Annotated in this window: 13 protein-coding genes, 1 tRNA gene and 1 riboswitch; of the genes, 10 read left to right on the top strand and 4 right to left on the bottom strand. The window is 73.0% G+C overall.

Annotation, left to right across the window (positions count from 1 at the left end):
- Nucleotides 1–20 precede the first annotated feature (20 nt).
- A complete protein-coding gene (gene idi / locus AB0O91_RS20290; RefSeq protein ID WP_363434947.1) occupies nt 21–668 on the top strand; it encodes an isopentenyl-diphosphate Delta-isomerase in 648 nt (215 codons plus the stop codon).
- Between the two features lie 80 nt (nt 669–748).
- Here idi and AB0O91_RS20285 read toward each other — a convergent pair whose 3' ends face one another.
- A complete protein-coding gene (locus AB0O91_RS20285; protein WP_363434977.1) occupies nt 749–1,168 on the bottom strand; it encodes an ATP-binding protein in 420 nt (139 codons plus the stop codon).
- A 553-nt stretch (nt 1,169–1,721) separates the two neighbouring features.
- On the opposite strand from AB0O91_RS20285, the gene AB0O91_RS20280 reads away from it, so the two are divergent.
- Nucleotides 1,722–1,806 (top strand) — tRNA-Leu (locus AB0O91_RS20280).
- Between the two features lie 309 nt (nt 1,807–2,115).
- Complete coding sequence (locus AB0O91_RS20275; protein ID WP_363434944.1) at nt 2,116–3,765, top strand: APC family permease; 1,650 nt, start codon at nt 2,116–2,118, stop codon at nt 3,763–3,765.
- A gap of 87 nt (nt 3,766–3,852) precedes the next feature.
- Here AB0O91_RS20275 and AB0O91_RS20270 read toward each other — a convergent pair whose 3' ends face one another.
- Entirely contained in the window at nt 3,853–4,827 is a 975-nt protein-coding gene (locus tag AB0O91_RS20270) for a class I SAM-dependent methyltransferase (RefSeq protein WP_363434941.1), read from the bottom strand.
- Nucleotides 4,828–5,412: 585 nt separating this feature from the next.
- On the opposite strand from AB0O91_RS20270, the gene AB0O91_RS20265 reads away from it, so the two are divergent.
- Entirely contained in the window at nt 5,413–6,846 is a 1,434-nt protein-coding gene (locus AB0O91_RS20265; protein ID WP_363434938.1) for an aldehyde dehydrogenase family protein, read from the top strand.
- Between the two features lie 101 nt (nt 6,847–6,947).
- Here AB0O91_RS20265 and AB0O91_RS20260 read toward each other — a convergent pair whose 3' ends face one another.
- Nucleotides 6,948–8,414 carry a glycine hydroxymethyltransferase gene (locus AB0O91_RS20260; RefSeq protein WP_363434935.1) on the bottom strand — a complete coding sequence of 489 codons (1,467 nt, stop codon included), beginning with the start codon at nt 8,412–8,414 and terminating at the stop codon, nt 6,948–6,950.
- Nucleotides 8,415–8,434: 20 nt separating this feature from the next.
- A riboswitch (ZMP/ZTP riboswitch) is annotated at nt 8,435–8,530 on the bottom strand.
- A gap of 305 nt (nt 8,531–8,835) precedes the next feature.
- Between AB0O91_RS20260 and AB0O91_RS20255 the strand changes: the two genes are divergently transcribed.
- The 6 genes from AB0O91_RS20255 (at nt 8,836) to AB0O91_RS20230 (ending at nt 15,853) form a co-directional block, all read left to right on the top strand.
- Nucleotides 8,836–9,807: an ABC transporter permease gene (locus tag AB0O91_RS20255; RefSeq protein WP_363434932.1), complete on the top strand. Its 972-nt coding sequence runs from the start codon at nt 8,836–8,838 to the stop codon at nt 9,805–9,807.
- 59 nt (nt 9,808–9,866) lie between these two features.
- Nucleotides 9,867–11,621: an ABC transporter substrate-binding protein gene (locus tag AB0O91_RS20250; RefSeq protein WP_363434929.1), complete on the top strand. Its 1,755-nt coding sequence runs from the start codon at nt 9,867–9,869 to the stop codon at nt 11,619–11,621.
- 119 nt (nt 11,622–11,740) lie between these two features.
- On the top strand, nt 11,741–12,733 hold the full coding sequence (locus AB0O91_RS20245; RefSeq protein WP_363434926.1) for an ABC transporter permease: 993 nt from the start codon (nt 11,741–11,743) through the stop codon (nt 12,731–12,733).
- A gap of 14 nt (nt 12,734–12,747) precedes the next feature.
- Entirely contained in the window at nt 12,748–14,448 is a 1,701-nt protein-coding gene (locus AB0O91_RS20240; RefSeq protein ID WP_363434924.1) for an ABC transporter ATP-binding protein, read from the top strand.
- An 87-nt stretch (nt 14,449–14,535) separates the two neighbouring features.
- Nucleotides 14,536–15,027, top strand: a complete 492-nt coding sequence (locus AB0O91_RS20235) for a cytidine deaminase (RefSeq protein ID WP_363434921.1) — start codon at nt 14,536–14,538, stop codon at nt 15,025–15,027.
- 262 nt (nt 15,028–15,289) lie between these two features.
- Nucleotides 15,290–15,853: an EF-hand domain-containing protein gene (locus AB0O91_RS20230; RefSeq protein ID WP_363434918.1), complete on the top strand. Its 564-nt coding sequence runs from the start codon at nt 15,290–15,292 to the stop codon at nt 15,851–15,853.
- Between the two features lie 87 nt (nt 15,854–15,940).
- Here the strand turns inward: AB0O91_RS20230 and AB0O91_RS20225 are convergent, their stop codons facing one another.
- On the bottom strand, nt 15,941–16,984 hold the full coding sequence (locus AB0O91_RS20225) for an EamA family transporter (RefSeq protein WP_363434915.1): 1,044 nt from the start codon (nt 16,982–16,984) through the stop codon (nt 15,941–15,943).
- Between the last annotated feature and the right edge of the window lie 10 nt (nt 16,985–16,994).

Genomic DNA, 16,994 nt, shown 5'->3' with positions numbered 1-16,994 from the left:
CCGCTCCCGAAAGAGGCCCCATGCCCCAGAGTCCGACCGACCCGAACCACTTCGCCGCCGACATCGACAGCGGTCTGGACGTGGAGACAGACGTGACGGTCGACCCGCGGGCCTTCGCCGCCCCCGCCGGCGCCGAGATCCTGCTGGAACTGGTCGACGACGAAGGCGTCACGATCGGCACCGCCGAGAAGCTCTGGGCCCACCAGATGCCGGGCCGGCTGCACCGGGCGTTCTCGGTCTTCCTGTTCGACCGCCAGGGCCGACTGCTGCTCCAGCGCCGGGCGCTCGGCAAGTACCACTCCCCCGGCGTCTGGTCGAACACCTGCTGCGGACACCCGTACCCGGACGAGCCGCCGTTCGTCGCCGCCGCCCGGCGCACCGCCGAGGAGCTGGGCGTCGCCCCGGCCCTGCTCTGCGAGGCCGGGACGGTCCGCTACGACCTGCCGGACGAGGCCTCCGGGCTGATCGAGCGGGAGTGGAACCACCTGTTCGTCGGGCTGGTCACCGGGCCGGTCGAGCCGGACCCGGAGGAGGTCGACGACTACGCCTTCGTGACCGCGCAGGAACTGCGCGAGCTGCGGGCGGAGCGGCCGTTCTCGGTCTGGTTCGAGACGGTCTTCGAGGCGGCGCTGCCGGGGATCCGGGAGATCGCCGGGCGGGACTGGTAGCCACCGCGGACACCCGGGGACGCCCGTCCCGGCGGGGACGGGCCGCTCCGTGCGGGCGCGGGCCCCGCCGGGGGCGGCCGTCAGCGCTCGGGCTCCGGGGGGACCGGCAGCGAGGCCCAGATGACCTTGCCGCCCTCCCCGGTGTGTTCGACGTCGCACACCCCGCCGGCCTGCAGTGTGACGCTCTTCACCAGCAGCAGTCCGCGCCCGCCGGTGCGGCCGGTGTCGCTCTCCAGCGCCTTCGGCCGGTACGGGTCGCCGTCCTCGACCGAGACCCGCACCCAGCCCCGGCGCACCGACAGCTCGGTGGTGACCTCGGGGGACAGCTCGGCCGCGTGCTTCACCGCGTTGCCGACCAGCTCGGAGACGATCAGCAGCACGTCGTCCACCAGCTCCTGGTAGCGCACCCCGGTCATGCCCTGGGCCAGCAGGCGGTCCCGCACGGCGTGACGGGTGCGCGGCACGGAGGCCTCGACGGCGGGCTCCCGGAAGTGCCACACGCCCTCGGCCGGGCCGTCGACCGCGCGGCGGACGGCGGGCCGGCCGCCGCGTCTCGGCTCGGCCTCCGCCGTCCCGCTGATCTGCTCCACGTCCAGCCGCCCTTCGTCCGCTTCGTCCGTCCGCTCGGTCCGCGACCCGGGAATCAGGCGATCCGCTCATGGCGCCCTCGGTGCACAGAGGCTAGGAGAGCGGTCGGTGCGGCCGTGGCACCGTCGACAAGTTGCCCGTGTCGGATCGTTTCCGTCCGGAATCGATCGCGGGTGGGGGCGGAACCGATCGTTTGCTTCGCGCTCACCATCGCTTCGGGCCGGGTTCGAGCGCCCGGGCGAGCCGTCCCAGTCAGCCCGGTCAGCCCGGACGGACCGGTCGTCCCATCGGGGCGGCGGTGGGCCGGGCCGGTGGGCGGGCGGGTGCGGTCGGGCCGGCGGGCAGACCCATCCTCGGGCCCGCGGGCACCGTCGAGGAAACGCAGGTGAGAAGCACTCCAGAACCCTGGTAATGTTCTCTCTGTCGCCGAGGGGGCGAGAGAAAAACCCCCGGAGCACACACCCCGTCCGGGTGGCGGAATGGCAGACGCGCTAGCTTGAGGTGCTAGTGCCCTTTATCGGGCGTGGGGGTTCAAGTCCCCCCTCGGACACAATCGAAATTCCCCGTGGAATCCGAAAGGATTGCGCGGGGAATTTCCTTTTTCCGGCCCGGCCCTCCGATCCGGCGCCGACCTCATTCCTTGATCCACCGCCCGTCGCGGTGTGGCGCCGGTCTCGCTGAGCGGAGCGGGCCCGTCCGGAAATCGGACACGAGATTGCAACGATCGAGTGGTTTGAGCTTCCTCTGAGGTTTTCGCCCCTTTTCGAACCCTAGGCTGCTGGGGTTTGTCCGGAATACCGACCCAAAACCGCAAAAGCCCCGACACCACCGCTGAACCCCGAGCGAGAGGACCGATACGTTGAGTGAGCCCGAATCGTCGACGGCATCACACCAGAACTACCGCCGATCGCTCGGCACCATCAGCCTGACCGCGGTCGGGCTGGGGTCGATCATCGGATCCGGCTGGTTGTTCGGCGCCGAGCGGGCGGCCAGGCTGGCCGGCCCCGCCTCGATCCTCGCCTGGGTGATCGGCGCCGCCGTGGCGCTCACCATCGCCCTCACGTACAGCGAGCTGGGCTCGATGTTCCCCAAGGCCGGCGGCATGGTCCGGTACGGGCAGTACTCGCACGGCTCGCTGGCCGGCTACCTGGCCGCCTGGGCCAACTGGATCGCCATCGTCTCGGTCATCCCGGGTGAGGCCACCGCCTCCGTCCAGTACATGAGCTCCTGGCACTTCGACTGGGCCAAGGGGCTGTACGACGGCAAGGAGCTCACCCTCAGCGGTGTGGCGCTGGCCAGCGTGCTGCTGCTGGTCTACTTCGCCCTGAACTGGTTCGCGATCACGCTCTTCGCCAAGACCAACACGGCGATCACCGTGTTCAAGGTCGTCGTGCCGACCGTCACCGCCGGCGCGCTGCTCCTCGCGCACTTCGACACCTCGCACTTCACCGACCACGGCGGTTTCGCCCCGAACGGCTGGAGCGCGGTCTTCACCGCCGTCGCCGTCTCCGGCATCGTCTGGGCCTTCAACGGGTTCCAGTCGCCGCTCAACCTGGCCGGCGAGGCCCGCAACCCCGGCAAGTCGCTGCCGAAGGCGGTCATCGGCTCGATCCTGATCGCCCTGGTCATCTACGTCGCGCTGCAGATCGCGTTCATCGGCGCCATCCCGGCCGCCGACCTGTCGCAGGGCTGGAGCAGCCTCTCCTACACCTCCCCGCTGGCCGACCTGGCGATCGCCTGGGGCATCAACTGGCTCGCCCTGCTGCTGTACGCGGACGCCTTCGTCTCGCCGTCCGGCACCGGCATGATCTACGCCGCCACCACCTCGCGCATGATCCACGGCGTGCAGGAGAACGGCCACCTGCCGAAGCTGTTCGGCAGGGTCGACGCCAAGACCGGCATCCCGCGCCCGGCGCTGGTGCTGAACCTGGTGGTCGCCTTCCTGTTCCTCGCGGTCTTCCGCGGCTGGGGCTCGCTGGCCGAGATCGTCTCGGTGGCCACCGTGATCTCGTACATCACCGGCCCGGTCGCCGTGATGTCGCTGCGCCGCCTCGCCCCGGACCTCAAGCGGCCGGTCAAGCTCAAGGCCATGCCGGTGATCGCCCCGATCGCCATGGTCTTCGGCTCGCTGGTGCTCTACTGGGCCCGCTGGCCGCTCACCGGCAAGGTCATCCTGCTGATGGCCGCCGGCGTGCCGATCTGGGCCTGGTACGAGCTGCGCAAGCCGCTCACCGAGCTGAAGCCGCACCTGAAGGCGGGTGCCTGGATGGTCGCCTACCTGTTCGTGATGGCCGGGGTCTCCTGGGCCGGCAGCTCCGACTTCGGCGGCCACGGCTACCTGCCGGAGGGCTGGGACCTGCTGATCGTCGCCGCGATCGGGCTGGCGTTCTACTACTGGGGCGTCGCCAGCTCCTGGGCGAACCCCTCGCTGGCCGAGGTGCGCCGTGAGCTGGACGCGGAGGCGGCCGCCGAGGCCGCCGCCGGGGAGGCGGAGCCCTCGCGGGTCTGAGCGGGCGGTACGTGCTTCGAAGGGCCGGTCGGGCTTCCGACCGGCCCTTCGGCGTCGGCGGGGGCCGGTGGCGGGCGGGAGCCGGCGTCAGCCGCGGCGGACGCGGCGGATCGCGGAGGTGACGACCGGGGGCAGCAGTTCCTTGACGGCGCGCTTGGCGACGTTGACCGGGCGGCGCGCCTCGGCGGCGCGGGCCCGGCGGACCGCGAGGTCGATCGCGGCCTGGCCCTCGCCCGCCCGGAGCGGGCCGCGGGACTCGGGCCGCCCACTGCCCGGGCGCGGTGCGTGGCGGGAGCCGCGGAACGGCCCGATGCCCTCCGAGTCGCCGGTCATCCGCAGCAGCCGCCGGCCGTTCAGGGTCTCGGTGCTCAGGTGACAGCCGGCGGCGAGGTCCACCCGGTCGAGCAGGTCCCGCTGGAACGGCTCCGGGTCGCCCCACGTGCCGTAGAACTTGCACTCGGTGAGCATGATCGGCTTGAGGCCGTGGTTGAACACCGCCTCCCAGGTCGCCGCCGCGACACCGGGGGTGTGCTGGGCCCGGTAGTCGTCCAGCACCACGACGCCCTGGTCCTGGAGCGCGACCCGGGCCACCTGGAGGTCGCCCACCACGTGCTCGTAGAGGTGCGAGGCGTCGATGTGGATGAAGCGGAACGCCCCGGCCGCGACCCGGCCGCCCGCGAGCGCCGAGGTCGGCGCCTGGATGATCTCCGGCAGGGCGTCGTGGAAGGCCAGGTAGTTGGTCTCGAAGGCGGCGCGGGTCAGCGTCTTGCGGTAGGAGAGGTCCATCTCGTCGGAGTTCTCGTCGTCCGGTGCGTCCGAGTCGAACAGGTCACAGACGGTGAAGGTCTCGCCGGGTTCCAGGTGGTCGCCGATGACGATCGCGCTGCGCCCGAGGTAGGCGCCCATCTCCATCAGGTCGCCCGTCACGCCGCGCTCGGTCTGCCGGCCCAGGAACCACCCGAAGGAGTGCCGGTCGTGGTCCCAGAACCACCCCGGCACGTCCTCCAACACGGTCGGTGCACCGGGCCCTTGCGATTCGCCCTTCAACGCGGTGTCGGTCACGGGATGCTCCTTAGCGGTACGGGAAGACCTGGGGGTTCTGAGCCACACCTCGGCGCGGGGGCGGCCCGTCGGATCTCGGGGACGAACCGGGCCGTCCGGCCGCGCACACGTCGTCCCTCCACCGCCGGTGGGCCCCACCGCGGACTTCGTTGCAATCTACAGCGCGTGTCCGCCCGATGAGGAGGCCTCGGGACCCTCGAATTACCGGAACAGGCCGTACCTGCGGGTTCACCGCCGGACGTCAATTCGGCCGGACGAGCGGATGGTTCCGGTCCGTCCGTGACCATTGCGCTGCGTCACCACCCTCCCGGGGGCGGGACCGGTGCGGCACAACGGCGGGCGGCCGGACGGGGGTTCAGATCACCTCGCCCCCGGTGGAGTTGCCGCCCGTCCTCCGTGGAGTTGCCGCTCGGACGGCCGGGGCGGTGTCGAACCGTCCGCCGACCGCACCGTGCGGTTCGCCCGCCGCTCACCGGCCGGTCCGCTCGGCGGGATTGGCTCTTGCGCGCGGGCGCCCCGCCGCCTTGACTGAACTACTTACTAGCGCTGTTGGTTAAGCCGCCTGACCAGCTGAGAGGACGACCCGTGCAGGAGCAGGAGTTCGCGGAGTACGGCGACCAGTACATCGACGGCGCCTGGCGGCCCTCCGGGGACTCCGGATCCATCGCGGTGCTGAACCCGGCGACCGAGCAGGTGCTCGCCACCGTCCCGGCCGGCGCCGGAGCCGACGTCGACGCCGCGGTGGCCGCGGCCCGCCGGGCCGCCCGGGGCTGGGCCGCCACCACGCGCGGGGAACGGATCGCGCTGCTGACCCGGCTGCGGGACGGGATAGCGGGTGCCCAGGCGGAGATCACCGCCACCGTGGTCGCCGAGTTGGGCGCCCCGGTCGGCTTCGCCGGGGCGGTGCACGCCGGGCTGCCGCTCACCGTGGCGACCTCCTACCTGACCCTGCTGGCCGAGTACCCCTTCGAGGAGCGGATCGGCAACTCGGTGGTGCACGCCGAGCCGGCCGGGGTCGTCGCGGCGATCACGCCGTGGAACTACCCGCTGCACCAGATCGTCGCCAAGGTCGTGCCGGCGCTGGCGGCCGGCTGCCCGGTGGTCCTGAAGCCGGCCGAGTCCACCCCGCTGGTGGCCCGGCTGTTCGCCCGGCTGGTGGACGAAGCCGGTTTCCCCGCCGGGGTGTTCAACCTGGTGACCGGCACCGGTGCGGTCGCCGGCGCGGCGCTCGTCGCCCATCCGGGGGTGGACGTGGTGTCGTTCACCGGCTCGACGGCGGTCGGCCGACTGGTCGCCGAGACGGCCGGACGGGGGCTGAAGCGGGTCGCCCTGGAGCTGGGCGGCAAGTCCGCCAACGTGGTGCTGCCGGGTGCCGACCTGGCCCGCGCGGTGAACGTGAACGTCGCCAACGCCTTCGCCAACTCCGGCCAGACCTGCAGCGCGTGGACCCGGCTGCTGGTCCACCGGGACCAGTACGAGGAGGCGGTCGGGATCGCCGCGAAGGCCGCCGCCAAGTACCTGCCGGGAGACCCGGCCGACCCGCAGACCCGGATCGGACCGCTGGTCAGCGCCCGGCAGCTGGCGCGGGTCCGCGGCTACCTGGAGGGCGCGCTCGCGCAGGGCGCCCGGCTGGTGGCCGGCGGGCCGGAGCCGCTGGCCGAACTGCCCGTCGGCTTCTACGTCCGCCCGACCGTCCTCGCCGACGTCACGCCGGACATGACGGTGGCCCAGGAGGAGGTGTTCGGCCCGGTGCTCGCCGTCCTCGCCTACCGGGACGAGGACCACGCCGTCGAGATCGCCAACGGCACGGACTACGGACTGGGCGGCGGCGTCTGGGCCGCGGACACCGACACCGCCGCCGCCTTCGCCCGCCGCCTCGACACCGGCCAGGTCGACCTCAACGGCGGCCGCTTCAACCCGCTGGCGCCGTTCGGCGGTTACAAGAACTCCGGGCTCGGCCGTGAGCTGGGCCGGCACGGGCTGGAGGAGTTCCTGCAGTACAAGTCGCTGCAGTACTGACCGGGCCGCCCCCGGGCCGATCCCTAACTCCGCCTCGAGGGGCCGGAGTTCAGGACCAAGCCGGGGTTCGGGATCGAGCCGGGGTTCGGGCTCGGCCCGGGTCAGACCAGGTCGACGCCCGGGTAGAGCGGGAAGGGCGCGAGGAGGTCGGCGGCGCGCTTGGCGACGCCGTCGCGGAGGGCCTCGTCCAGGGCGTAGTTCGCCTTGGACGGGGCGCCGTTGGCGGCGGCGGTCGGGGTGGTGCCGCGCAGCACTGTGTCGATCAGGGCCGCGATCTCGTCCATCTCGCCCGCGCCCAGGCCGCGCGTGGTGAGCGCCGGGGTGCCGAGGCGCACGCCGGAGGTGTACCAGGCGCCGTTCGGGTCCTGCGGGACGGAGTTGCGGTTGGTGACGATGCCCGAGTCGAGCAGCGCCGCCTCGGCCTGACGGCCCGTCAGGCCGTAGCCGGAGACGTCGGCGAGCACCAGGTGGTTGTCGGTGCCGCCGGTGACCAGCGTGCCGCCGCGGCGCAGCAGGCCCTCGGCGAGCGCCCGGGCGTTGTCGACGACGGCACGGGCGTAGGCCTGGAACTCCGGCCGGCGGGCCTCGGCGAGCGCGACGGCCTTGGCGGCCATCACGTGCGAGAGCGGGCCGCCGAGCACCAACGGGCAGCCGCGGTCGACGTGTTCGGCCAGCTCGGTGGTGCTGAGCACCATGCCGCCGCGCGGCCCGCGCAGGGACTTGTGGGTGGTCGTGGTGACGATGTGGGCGTGCGGCACCGGGTCGTGGTCGCCGGTCAGCACCTTGCCCGCGACCAGGCCGGCGAAGTGTGCCATGTCGACCATGAGGGTCGCGCCGACCTCGTCCGCGATCTCCCGCATCCGGCGGAAGTCCACCAGGCGCGGGTAGGCGGAGTAGCCGGCCACCAGGATCAGCGGGCGGAACTCGCGGGCGGTCTCGCGCAGCGCGTCGTAGTCGATCAGGCCGGTCACCGGGTCGGTGCCGTAGCTGCGCTGCTCGAACATCTTGCCCGAGATGTTGGGCCGGAAGCCGTGGGTGAGGTGGCCGCCGGTGTCCAGGGACATGCCGAGCATGCGCTGGTTGCCGAGCTCCTGGCGCAGTTCGGCCCAGTCCTGCTCGGTGAGGTCGTTGACGTTGCGCACCGCGGCGCGCTCCAGGGCCGGGCTCTCGACCCGCTGGGACAGCACCGCCCAGAAGGCGGTCAGGTTGGCGTCGATGCCCGAGTGCGGCTGGACGTAGGCGTGTTGGGCGCCGAACAGCTCGCGGGCGTGCTCGGCGGCGATCGCCTCGACGGTGTCGACGTTGCGGCAGCCGGCGTAGAAGCGGCGGCCGACGGTGCCCTCGGCGTACTTGTCGCTGAGCCAGTTGCCCATGGCGAGCAGCACGGCCGGGGAGGCGTAGTTCTCGCTGGCGATCAGCTTGAGCGAGGCGCGCTGGTCCTCCAGCTCCCGGCCGATGGCGGCGGCGATCCGCGGCTCGACGCCGGCCACGACGTCCAGGGCGCTGCGGAAGGCGGTGTCGGCCGCGGGCGCGGCTGCGGTGTGGGGCGTCCGGTCGGACGGGGCCATGGCGGTCTCCTGACGGGGATGCGGATGGCCCAGGCGCTCGGCAACAGACGTGAGGATTCACGGGACCGCTTCCCGATGGTCGATTCCATCCCTACGCGCCAGTCGCGGTCCACCGGGATCGTACCAACACCGCGGGGACTGTGGCGGAGGTCTCAGAATGCGGAACGGGCCGCCCGGTTCAGGCGGTTATGTCCGTTCTTCTGCAACGGCCGTGTTGCAGGGAAATGAAGCCGCCACAATTCCCGAAACAGTCCGGCAGGAATTCCGCCGGGGCGTCTTCCGGTGATTTGCGGAACCTCGGACGCATCCGGTCTGATGTGGCTCGAACGGCCGCCCGGAAACCCCGGGGGCCGCTTCGGAAATGCCCACCAGCGCACCCTCACCCACGGGGCGGCGGAGAAATTCGGGGAGTACGCCTCTCATGGCAGCGGTCGACACAGTCGCAGTTTCCGGCCGGGCCTCCGGGCCCGCCGCTCCGAGCCTGCTGCGCCGGATCGTGCACGACCGGGTCGGTGCCGTCGCGGCGGTCGTCGTGCTGCTGTTCCTGGTGCTCGCCCTGGCCGCCCCGCTGATCGCCGCCCTGTACGGGAAGAACCCGGTCGAGCACTACGGCCAGAACGCTCCCGGCCTGCTCAGCGACGGTGGCCTGCCGATGCTGCCGAACGGCGGGATCTCCGGCGAGTTCTGGTTCGGCCTGGAGCCGGGCCTCGGTCGGGACGTGCTGACCCAGTTGCTGTACGGCATCCGCACCTCGCTGCTGATCGCCCTCGCCGCGGCCGCCGTGACCACCACGCTGGGCGTGCTGGCCGGGGTCGCGGTCGGTTATCTCGGCGGAATCGCGGACCGGTTGTTCGGCTTTCTCGCCAATGTGCTGCTGGCCTTTCCGACGCTGCTCCTGCTGCTCGCGCTGAGCCCGGTGATCCAGTCCCGACTGGTCGATCCGGGCGGCGCGGAACCGGAGTGGATGCAGTTCCTGGTGCTGATCCTGGTTTTCTCCGCGTTCGGCTGGATTCCGCTGGCGCTTTCCCTCCGGGCCACCGTCCGGTCGCTCCGGGAAAGGGATTTCGTGCAGTCCGCCCGGGCGCAGGGGGCGAGCCGGTTCCACGTCGTCGTCCACGAACTGCTCCCGAACGTCCGGTCCCAGTTGCTGGTGCACGCCACCATGGCGGTGCCCACCTTCGTCGCCTCCGAGGCCGCGCTGTCCTTCCTCGGCGTCGGCGTCACCGAGCCGGTGCCCGACTGGGGCCGGATGATCGCCCGCGGCTCGGAGGTGTTCCAGGCCGACCCGACCTATCTGGTCTTCCCCGGCGCGGCACTGCTGCTCTTCGTGCTCGCCTTCAACCTGCTCGGCGACGCCGTCCGGGACGCGCTGGACCCGCGCCGCGGCCGCTGACCCCTGCATTCCGCCCGTTCGCCCACTCGATCGCCCCGATCAACCCCGAGGGATTCGCCATGCGCTGGACCAGACCGTCGCTCGCCGTCATCGCCACCGCCCTGCTGGCGACCTCCTGCTCGGCCGGCGCGGGCAGCACCGGCTCCGCCGCGGGCGGCGCCCCGGCCAAGGAGACCTCCCCGCTGACCGCCGCGCTCGGCACCGAGAAGGACAGCGCCGGCCCCGCCCCGGCCGTTCCCGGCGCCCGCCCGGGCGGCACGGTGAACGTGTACAACAGCGTCGAGTTCCGCCACCTGGACCCGCAGAAGGTCTACGCGGGCGCCGCCTACAACGCCTCGCTACTCTGGGGCCGCCAGCTGACGCAGTATCAGATCGTCGACGGCAAGGCGAAGTTGGTCGGCGACCTGGCGACCGACACCGGCACCCCGGCCGACGGCGGGCGCACCTGGACGTACCGGCTCAAGGAGGGTGTGGCCTGGGAGGACGGCAAGCCGATCACCGCCCAGGACGTCAAGTACGGCATCGAGCGCACCTTCGGCAAGGGCTACGAGGTCGGCCCGCCGTACTGGCCGCAGTGGCTCACCGGCGCGCCGGACTACGAGGCGGCGCGGGCCAAGTACGCCGGGCCGCAGTCCGGCGACCTCGACGCGATCGAGACTCCGGACGAGCGCACCCTCGTGTTCCACTTCCCGCAGCCGCAGGCGGACGTCCCGTACATGGCCGCGCAGTCCTCGTCCTCGCCCGTGCGCCGGGACAAGGACACCGGGACGGACTACGACCGGCTGCCGTTCGCCACCGGCCCGTACCGGATCGTCGAGCACGTCCAGAACACCCGGATGGTGCTGGAGCGCAACCCGGCCTGGAAGGCGGAGACCGACCCCGTCCGCAACCAGTACCCGGACAAGTTCGTGTTCACGTACGGCAAGGAGGCGCTCAACCTCAACCAGCAGATCCTCTCCGGGCGCGACGGCGGCGCCGACGCCACCACCGCCAGTGACACCCTCTCCCCCGAGCTGTACCAGGCCGCCGACACCGACCCGAAGGCCAAGGAGCTCGTCGTCTCCGGCCGCCAGGGCGCGTTCGTCACCCAGCTGGTGGTCAACAACGAGCGGGTGCCGGACCTCGAGGTGCGCAAGGCGCTCAACCTGGCCTACCCGCGCCAGCAGGCCCGGCAGGTGCAGGGCGGCTCCCGGATCGGTGAGTCGGCCACCACGCTCAGCTCGCCCGCGCTGATCGACTGGCAGAAGTACGACCTCTACCCGGCCAGGCCCGAGGGTGACCCGGAGGCCGCCAAGGCCGAGCTCGCCAAGGCCAAGCAGGCGCCGTCGAGCCTGACCTACGCCTACAAGAACACCCCGAACGGGCAGCGGGTCGCCCAGGTCCTGGTGGACGGCTTCGCCAAGGCGGGCCTCACCGTGGTGCCCAAGCCGATCGACCCCAAGGCCTTCCTGGACGAGGTGCACCGCGCCGACTCGCCGTACGACCTGTTCGAGGAGACCAGTTCGGTCGACTGGCCGACCCCGTCCACCCTGATCCCGTTCTCCTTCGACGGCCGGGCCGGCAGCGACGTCAACTCGGCGCGCTACCGCAACCCGGAGGTGGACAAGGAGATCGACCGGATCAACCAGATCGGCGAGCCGCGCGCGAAGGCCAAGGAGCTGTACGCGCTGGAGCAGACCGTGATGAAGGACCTGCCGGTGCTGCCCCTCGCCTACCCGACCACCAACCAGTTGCGCGGCAGCAACGTCGGCGGGGCGTTCATCCACCCGATCTACGGGGCGGTCGGGCTGACCTGGCTGTACCTGAAGTCCTGACGCCGGAGCCCGAGGCGGCGGGGACCGGTTCCGCTCGATCCGGACCCCGCCGCCTCGGCCCCCTCTCCCGCCGTCCCGCCTTCCGTTCCCTCCTCCGTCCCGTCGACCCCGGATCGGCCATGCTCTCCTTCGCCCTGCGGCGGACCCTCCAGGCGCTCGCCGTCCTGGTCGCGGTCTCCGCCGCCGCCTTCGCCCTGTTCTACGCCGCGCCCGCCGACCCGGCCCGGGCCGCCTGCGGCCCGCGCTGCGACAGCGGGCAGATCGCCGCGGTGCGCCAGAGCATGGGCCTGGACCAGCCGCTGCTCGCCCAGTACACCGACTACCTGGTCGGCGTCGTGGCCGGGCGGGACATCAGCGACGTGGACGGCACGGTCATCCACTGCGCCGCCCCCTGCCTCGGGTACTCCTACCGGCTGCACCAGCCCGTCACGGAGGCGCTGGCCGACCACCTGCCGGTCACCTTCTCGCTGACCGCCGGGGCGCTCGCCGTCCTGCTGGTGCTCGGTCTGGGCACCGGATTCGTCTCGGCGCTGCGGCACGGCCGCCGCACCGACCGGCTGCTGTCCGGTTTCACCCTGGTCGGCGCGAGCGTCCAGATCTACTTCCTCGGGTACATCGCCCAGTGGGCGCTGGTGTACTCGACGGGCCTGCTGCCACTGCCCTCCTACACCCCGCCGGGCGAGGACCCGGCCGCCTGGGCGGGCGGGATGCTGCTCCCCTGGCTCGTCCTCGGCTTCGTCAACTCGGCGGTCTTCGCCCGGCTTTCGCGCTCCCAGTTGCTGGAGACGATGGACGAGGAGTACGTCCGGACGGCCCGCGCCAAGGGGCTGGGACGGCTGCGCGCCCACCTGAAGTACACCTCGCGCGGCGCCGCCGGGCCGCTGGTGCAGCTGCTCGGCCTGGAGGCCGGGGTGCTGCTGGGCGGGGCGGTGATCACCGAGACGGTCTTCGGGCTGAACGGGGTCGGGCGGTTCGCCGCCGAGGCGGTGTCCGGGCAGGACCTGCCGGCCGTGGTCGGCACGGTGCTGCTGGCCGCCTGCTTCGTGGTGCTGTTCGTCGCGCTGGCGGACCTGGCGGTGGCCTGGCTCGACCCGCGCATCCGGCTGAACTGAGGGGAGCCGATTCGATGAAGTCTCTTGATTCCCGGGGTGGTCGTACGGTGGAGGCCGAGCCGGTGCTCAGCGTGCGGGACCTCACGGTCGAGTTCGCCGATCCGCGCGGCGGCGGGCCGGTGACCGCCGTCCGGGGCCTGTCCTTCGACCTCGCGGCGGGTGAAGTCCTGGGCCTGGTGGGCGAGTCGGGCTCCGGGAAGTCCACCGTCGGACTGGCCGTCCTCGGCCTGCACGACCCGCGGACCACCACCGTCAGCGGCTCGATCCGCCTCGGCGGACAGGAGTTGGTGGGCGCCGGGGAGTCGGTGCTGCGCCGGGTGCAGGGCGGTTCGGCGGCCCTGGTCTTCCAGGACGCGCTCACCTCGCTCAGCCCCTTCCACGGTGTCGGCGCCCAACTCGCCGAGATGTACCGGCTGCACCACCCGGAGGCCGGGCGCGCCGAGGCCCGGCGTCGGGCGGCCGCCATGCTCGACCGGGTCGGCATCCCCGCCGCCCGGCTGCGCGACTACCCGCACCAGTTCTCCGGCGGGATGCGGCAGCGGGTGATGATCGCGATGGCGCTGGTCAACGAACCCCGGCTGCTCATCGCGGACGAGCCGACCACCGCGCTGGACGCCCGGGTCCAGCGGCAGGTCCTGGACCTGCTGGGCGAGTTGCAGCGCGAGCGCGGCACGGCGGTGCTGCTGGTCAGCCACGACCTCGGGGTGGTCGCGGGGACGACCGACCGCACCCTGGTGCTGCGCGGCGGGGCCGAGGTGGAGTCCGCGCCGACCACCGAACTGCTGGCCGCCCCGCGCCGGCCGTACACCCGCGCGCTGGTGGGCGCGGCGCTGCGCCTGGACTCCGTACCGGGCACCGCCCTGCCGACGGTCGACGACCCGTCCCCCACCCGGGTGTTCGCACCCCGACCCGTCCCCGGGGCGGCCCGGCAGCCCGGGGGGTGGCTGGTCGAGGTGGAGGACCTCTCGGTGCACTTCCCCGGACGACGGCGCCTCCCCTCGCTGCGGGCCGAGCCGGTACGGGCCGTCGACGGGGTGGGCCTGCGGATCGCGCCCGGCGAGTCGCTCGGGCTGGTCGGCGAGTCCGGCTCCGGCAAGTCCACCACCTCCCGGGTGCTGGCCGGACTGCAGCGGCCCACCGGCGGGCGGGTCCGGTACGACGGCCGGGACGCCACCCGCCCGGACCGGGAGCTGCGCCGGCGGCTCAGCCGGGAGATCCAGCTGGTGTTCCAGGACCCGTACGCCTCGCTCAACCCGCGCCGCACCGTCGCCCAGACCCTCGACACCCCGCTGCGCCTGCACACCGCGCTGACGGCGGAGCAGCGGCGGGAGCGCTCGGCCGAGCTGTTGGAACAGGTCGGGCTGACCGCCGGGCACCTGGACCGCTACCCGCACGAGTTCTCCGGCGGGCAGCGCCAACGGATCGGCATCGCCCGGGCGCTGGCGCCCGAGCCGCGGCTGATCATCGCGGACGAGCCGGTCTCGGCGCTCGACGTGTCGGTGCAGGCGCAGGTGCTCAACCTGCTGATGGAGCTGCGCGAGCGGCTCGGCGTCGCGTTCCTGTTCGTCTCGCACGACCTCGCGGTGGTCCGGCACTTCTGCGACCGGGTCGCGGTCATGCACCGGGGGCGGCTGGTCGAGACGACCGACCGGGACCGGCTGTTCGACGCGCCGCACACCGAGTACACCCGGGAGCTGCTGGCGGCGGTGCACTGAGGCCCGGGGCGGGGGGCCGCGCCTCCTGGCCGGTACGGTCGTGCCCGGAGCGGCCCGGATTCGAGGTCCGGGCAGGAGGGAGTGACGATGACGACGTCCGGCACCGGCCCCGGAGCCGACGGTCGCGAGGCCGACGGTCGCGGAGCTGACGGTCCCGGAGCCGACGGTAGCGGGGCCGAGGCTCCGCCGGCCGTCGACCGCGAGCTCGTCGAGGCTGCGCTCGAGGTCGCCCGGCGGTACACGCGCGGCGACAACCACACCGTGGCGGCGGCCGGCCGCAATGCCGACGGTCGGATCATCACGGCGGTGAACGCCTACCACTTCACCGGCGGCCCGTGCGCGGAACTGGTGCTGATCGGTGCGGCCGCGGGCCAGGGGGCGTACGACCTCACCACCGTGGTGGCGGTGGGCGACCGCGGGCGCGGGGTGATTCCGCCCTGCGGACGCTGCCGCCAGGTACTGCTCGACTACTTCCCGGAGGCCGGCGTCATCGTCGCGGACGGCGCCGGACCGCGCACCGTGCCGGTGCGGGAGCTGCTGCCGGTGACGTACGTCTGGGCCGACCACCAGGAGGGCTGAGCCCGGGTCGGACGGGGATCGAGCAGGACCGGAGGGAGCATCTGTTCGACCGTCGTTCTGCTGCGCGGGCGTGGCTCAAGGCGTTAGCGTGCTGGCGACGTGACATCGCTCAGCGCGCCGCGGGCCGGGACGGACGCCGGAGTCCGGGGTCGGAGTCGGAGTCGACGTCGGCATCCGTGCCGGCGCCGGGGCCCGGGCCGGAATCGGGACCTGAGCCGGAACCGGGACCTGAGCCGCGGAGCTCACCACCGAAGGAGGCGCCTTGTCGGACGACCTGCTCATCGCCAAGATCAATCACGGTTTCGACCACCTCGATGCCGACGGGGACGGCCTGCTCACCGAGCGGGACCACGTGCTGATGGGCCACTCGGTCGCCCGCTCGCTCGGCCACCAGGAGGGCTCGGAGGCGGAGGCCGTCATCGTCCGCGCCTACCTGACCATCTGGCACGACCTGCACCTGGCCGGCCGGCGGGCCCGGACCGAGGCGATCACCCGCGAGCAGTTCATCGCCTCGACCGCCGCGCTCGCCGACGACCCGGACGCCGCCCGGGAGGTCCTGGGCGCCCTGGCCGCGGCCTTCCTGGCCGTCGCCGACACGGACCGCAGCGGGACGGTGGACGCCGGCGAGTTCTTCGTCTTCCAGCGCGGCCACTTCGCCGGGCTCTGCCGCGACGAGGCCGACGAGGCCTTCCGCCGCCTCGACCGCGACGGGGACGGGCGGCTGTCCGCCGCCGAGTTCAGCGCCGCGCTCGTCGAGTACTGGACCAGCCGCGACCCCGAGGCACCGGGGAACTGGTGGACGGGGAAGCCGCCGCACGCGCTGTGAGCCGCGGCGCCGGGCCGCCCGTGGCGGGTCGGTCGGGTCAGCCGGATCGGCCGGATCGGCCCGCCGGAGCGTGCGGCGGTGTCCCGCTCACTTCCGGGCGGACCACGACCGGGCGGGTCGCCCGGGACCGCCCGGCCGCCGGCCCCCCGACCGCCGGCTGACGCTCACCACCAGGCACACCCCCACCACCACGATCGCCCCGCCGGCCAGCGTCGGACCGGTCAGCGGCTCGGCCAGGATCAGCCAGCCCAGCAGCACCGCGACCACCGGGTTCACGTACGCGTAGGTGGCGACCAGGGTCAGCGGCGCCGAGCGCAGCAGCCAGGCGTACGCGGTGAAGGCGAGCAGCGACCCGAACAGCACCAGGTAGCCGAGGGCCAGCCAGGACCGGCCGGAGACGGCCCCGAGGTCCAGCCCGTGCTGCTCGCCGCGGGCCAGCCCGACCAGCAGGTCGGCCAGGCCGCCGGCCAGCATCTGGTAGGCGCTCGCGGCGAGCACGTTGCCCGGCATCGGGACCTTCTTGCTGGCGAACGACCCGGCCGCCCAGCTCAGCGTGGCGCCGATGATCAGGATCACCCCGAGCGGCTCGATCGACCCGCCGATCGCGGGGGCGGACAGCACCCCGAGGCCCACCAGACCGAGCAGCACCCCGGCGAGCTCGGGGCGCTTCGGGCGCTCGCCGCCGCCGAAGGCCGTCAGCACGACCATCCAGAGCGGGACGGCGGCCACCAGCAGCGCGGCCAGCCCCGAGGGGACGGAGGTCTCGCCGAGCACCACCAGGCCGTTGCCGCCGGTCAGCAGCAGCAGGCCGACCAGGGCGGCGGAGGCCAGCTGCCGGCGGCTCACCCGCAGTCCGGCCGGGCCCTGGCGGATCAGCAGGTAACCGACCAGCAGCAGGCCGGCGGTGAGGAAGCGGGCGGCGGCGGAGAAGAACGAGGGCATCGTCTCGACCGCGATCCGGATCGCGAGGTAGGTGGAGCCCCAGACGACGTAGACCACCGCGAGGGCCAGCCAGACCCCGCCGGAGAGGCGGGCGGCGGCCGGGGTCGCGGTGGTCGCGCCGGGGGCCGCGGAGCCGGCGGGAGTGCTCCCGGGGGTCGTTGCCGGTGACGGCGAGGCGGGCGATGTCATGTGTGTCCCC

Source organism: Kitasatospora sp. NPDC089797, assembly GCF_040684795.1.
In the GTDB taxonomy this organism is placed as follows: domain Bacteria; phylum Actinomycetota; class Actinomycetes; order Streptomycetales; family Streptomycetaceae; genus Kitasatospora.
The sequence above is the reverse complement of the archived record's forward strand: the minus strand, read 5'-3'. Positions and strand labels throughout refer to the sequence as shown.

Coding starts and splice junctions, on each gene's coding strand:
- idi (WP_363434947.1), top strand. CDS start 21: ATGCCCCAGAGTCCGACCGACCCGAACCACTTCGCCGCCGACATCGAC.
- AB0O91_RS20260 (WP_363434935.1), bottom strand. CDS start 8,414: ATGGCCCCGTCCGACCGGACGCCCCACACCGCAGCCGCGCCCGCGGCC.
- AB0O91_RS20255 (WP_363434932.1), top strand. CDS start 8,836: ATGGCAGCGGTCGACACAGTCGCAGTTTCCGGCCGGGCCTCCGGGCCC.
- AB0O91_RS20250 (WP_363434929.1), top strand. CDS start 9,867: ATGCGCTGGACCAGACCGTCGCTCGCCGTCATCGCCACCGCCCTGCTG.
- AB0O91_RS20245 (WP_363434926.1), top strand. CDS start 11,741: ATGCTCTCCTTCGCCCTGCGGCGGACCCTCCAGGCGCTCGCCGTCCTG.
- AB0O91_RS20240 (WP_363434924.1), top strand. CDS start 12,748: ATGAAGTCTCTTGATTCCCGGGGTGGTCGTACGGTGGAGGCCGAGCCG.
- AB0O91_RS20235 (WP_363434921.1), top strand. CDS start 14,536: ATGACGACGTCCGGCACCGGCCCCGGAGCCGACGGTCGCGAGGCCGAC.
- AB0O91_RS20225 (WP_363434915.1), bottom strand. CDS start 16,984: ATGACATCGCCCGCCTCGCCGTCACCGGCAACGACCCCCGGGAGCACT.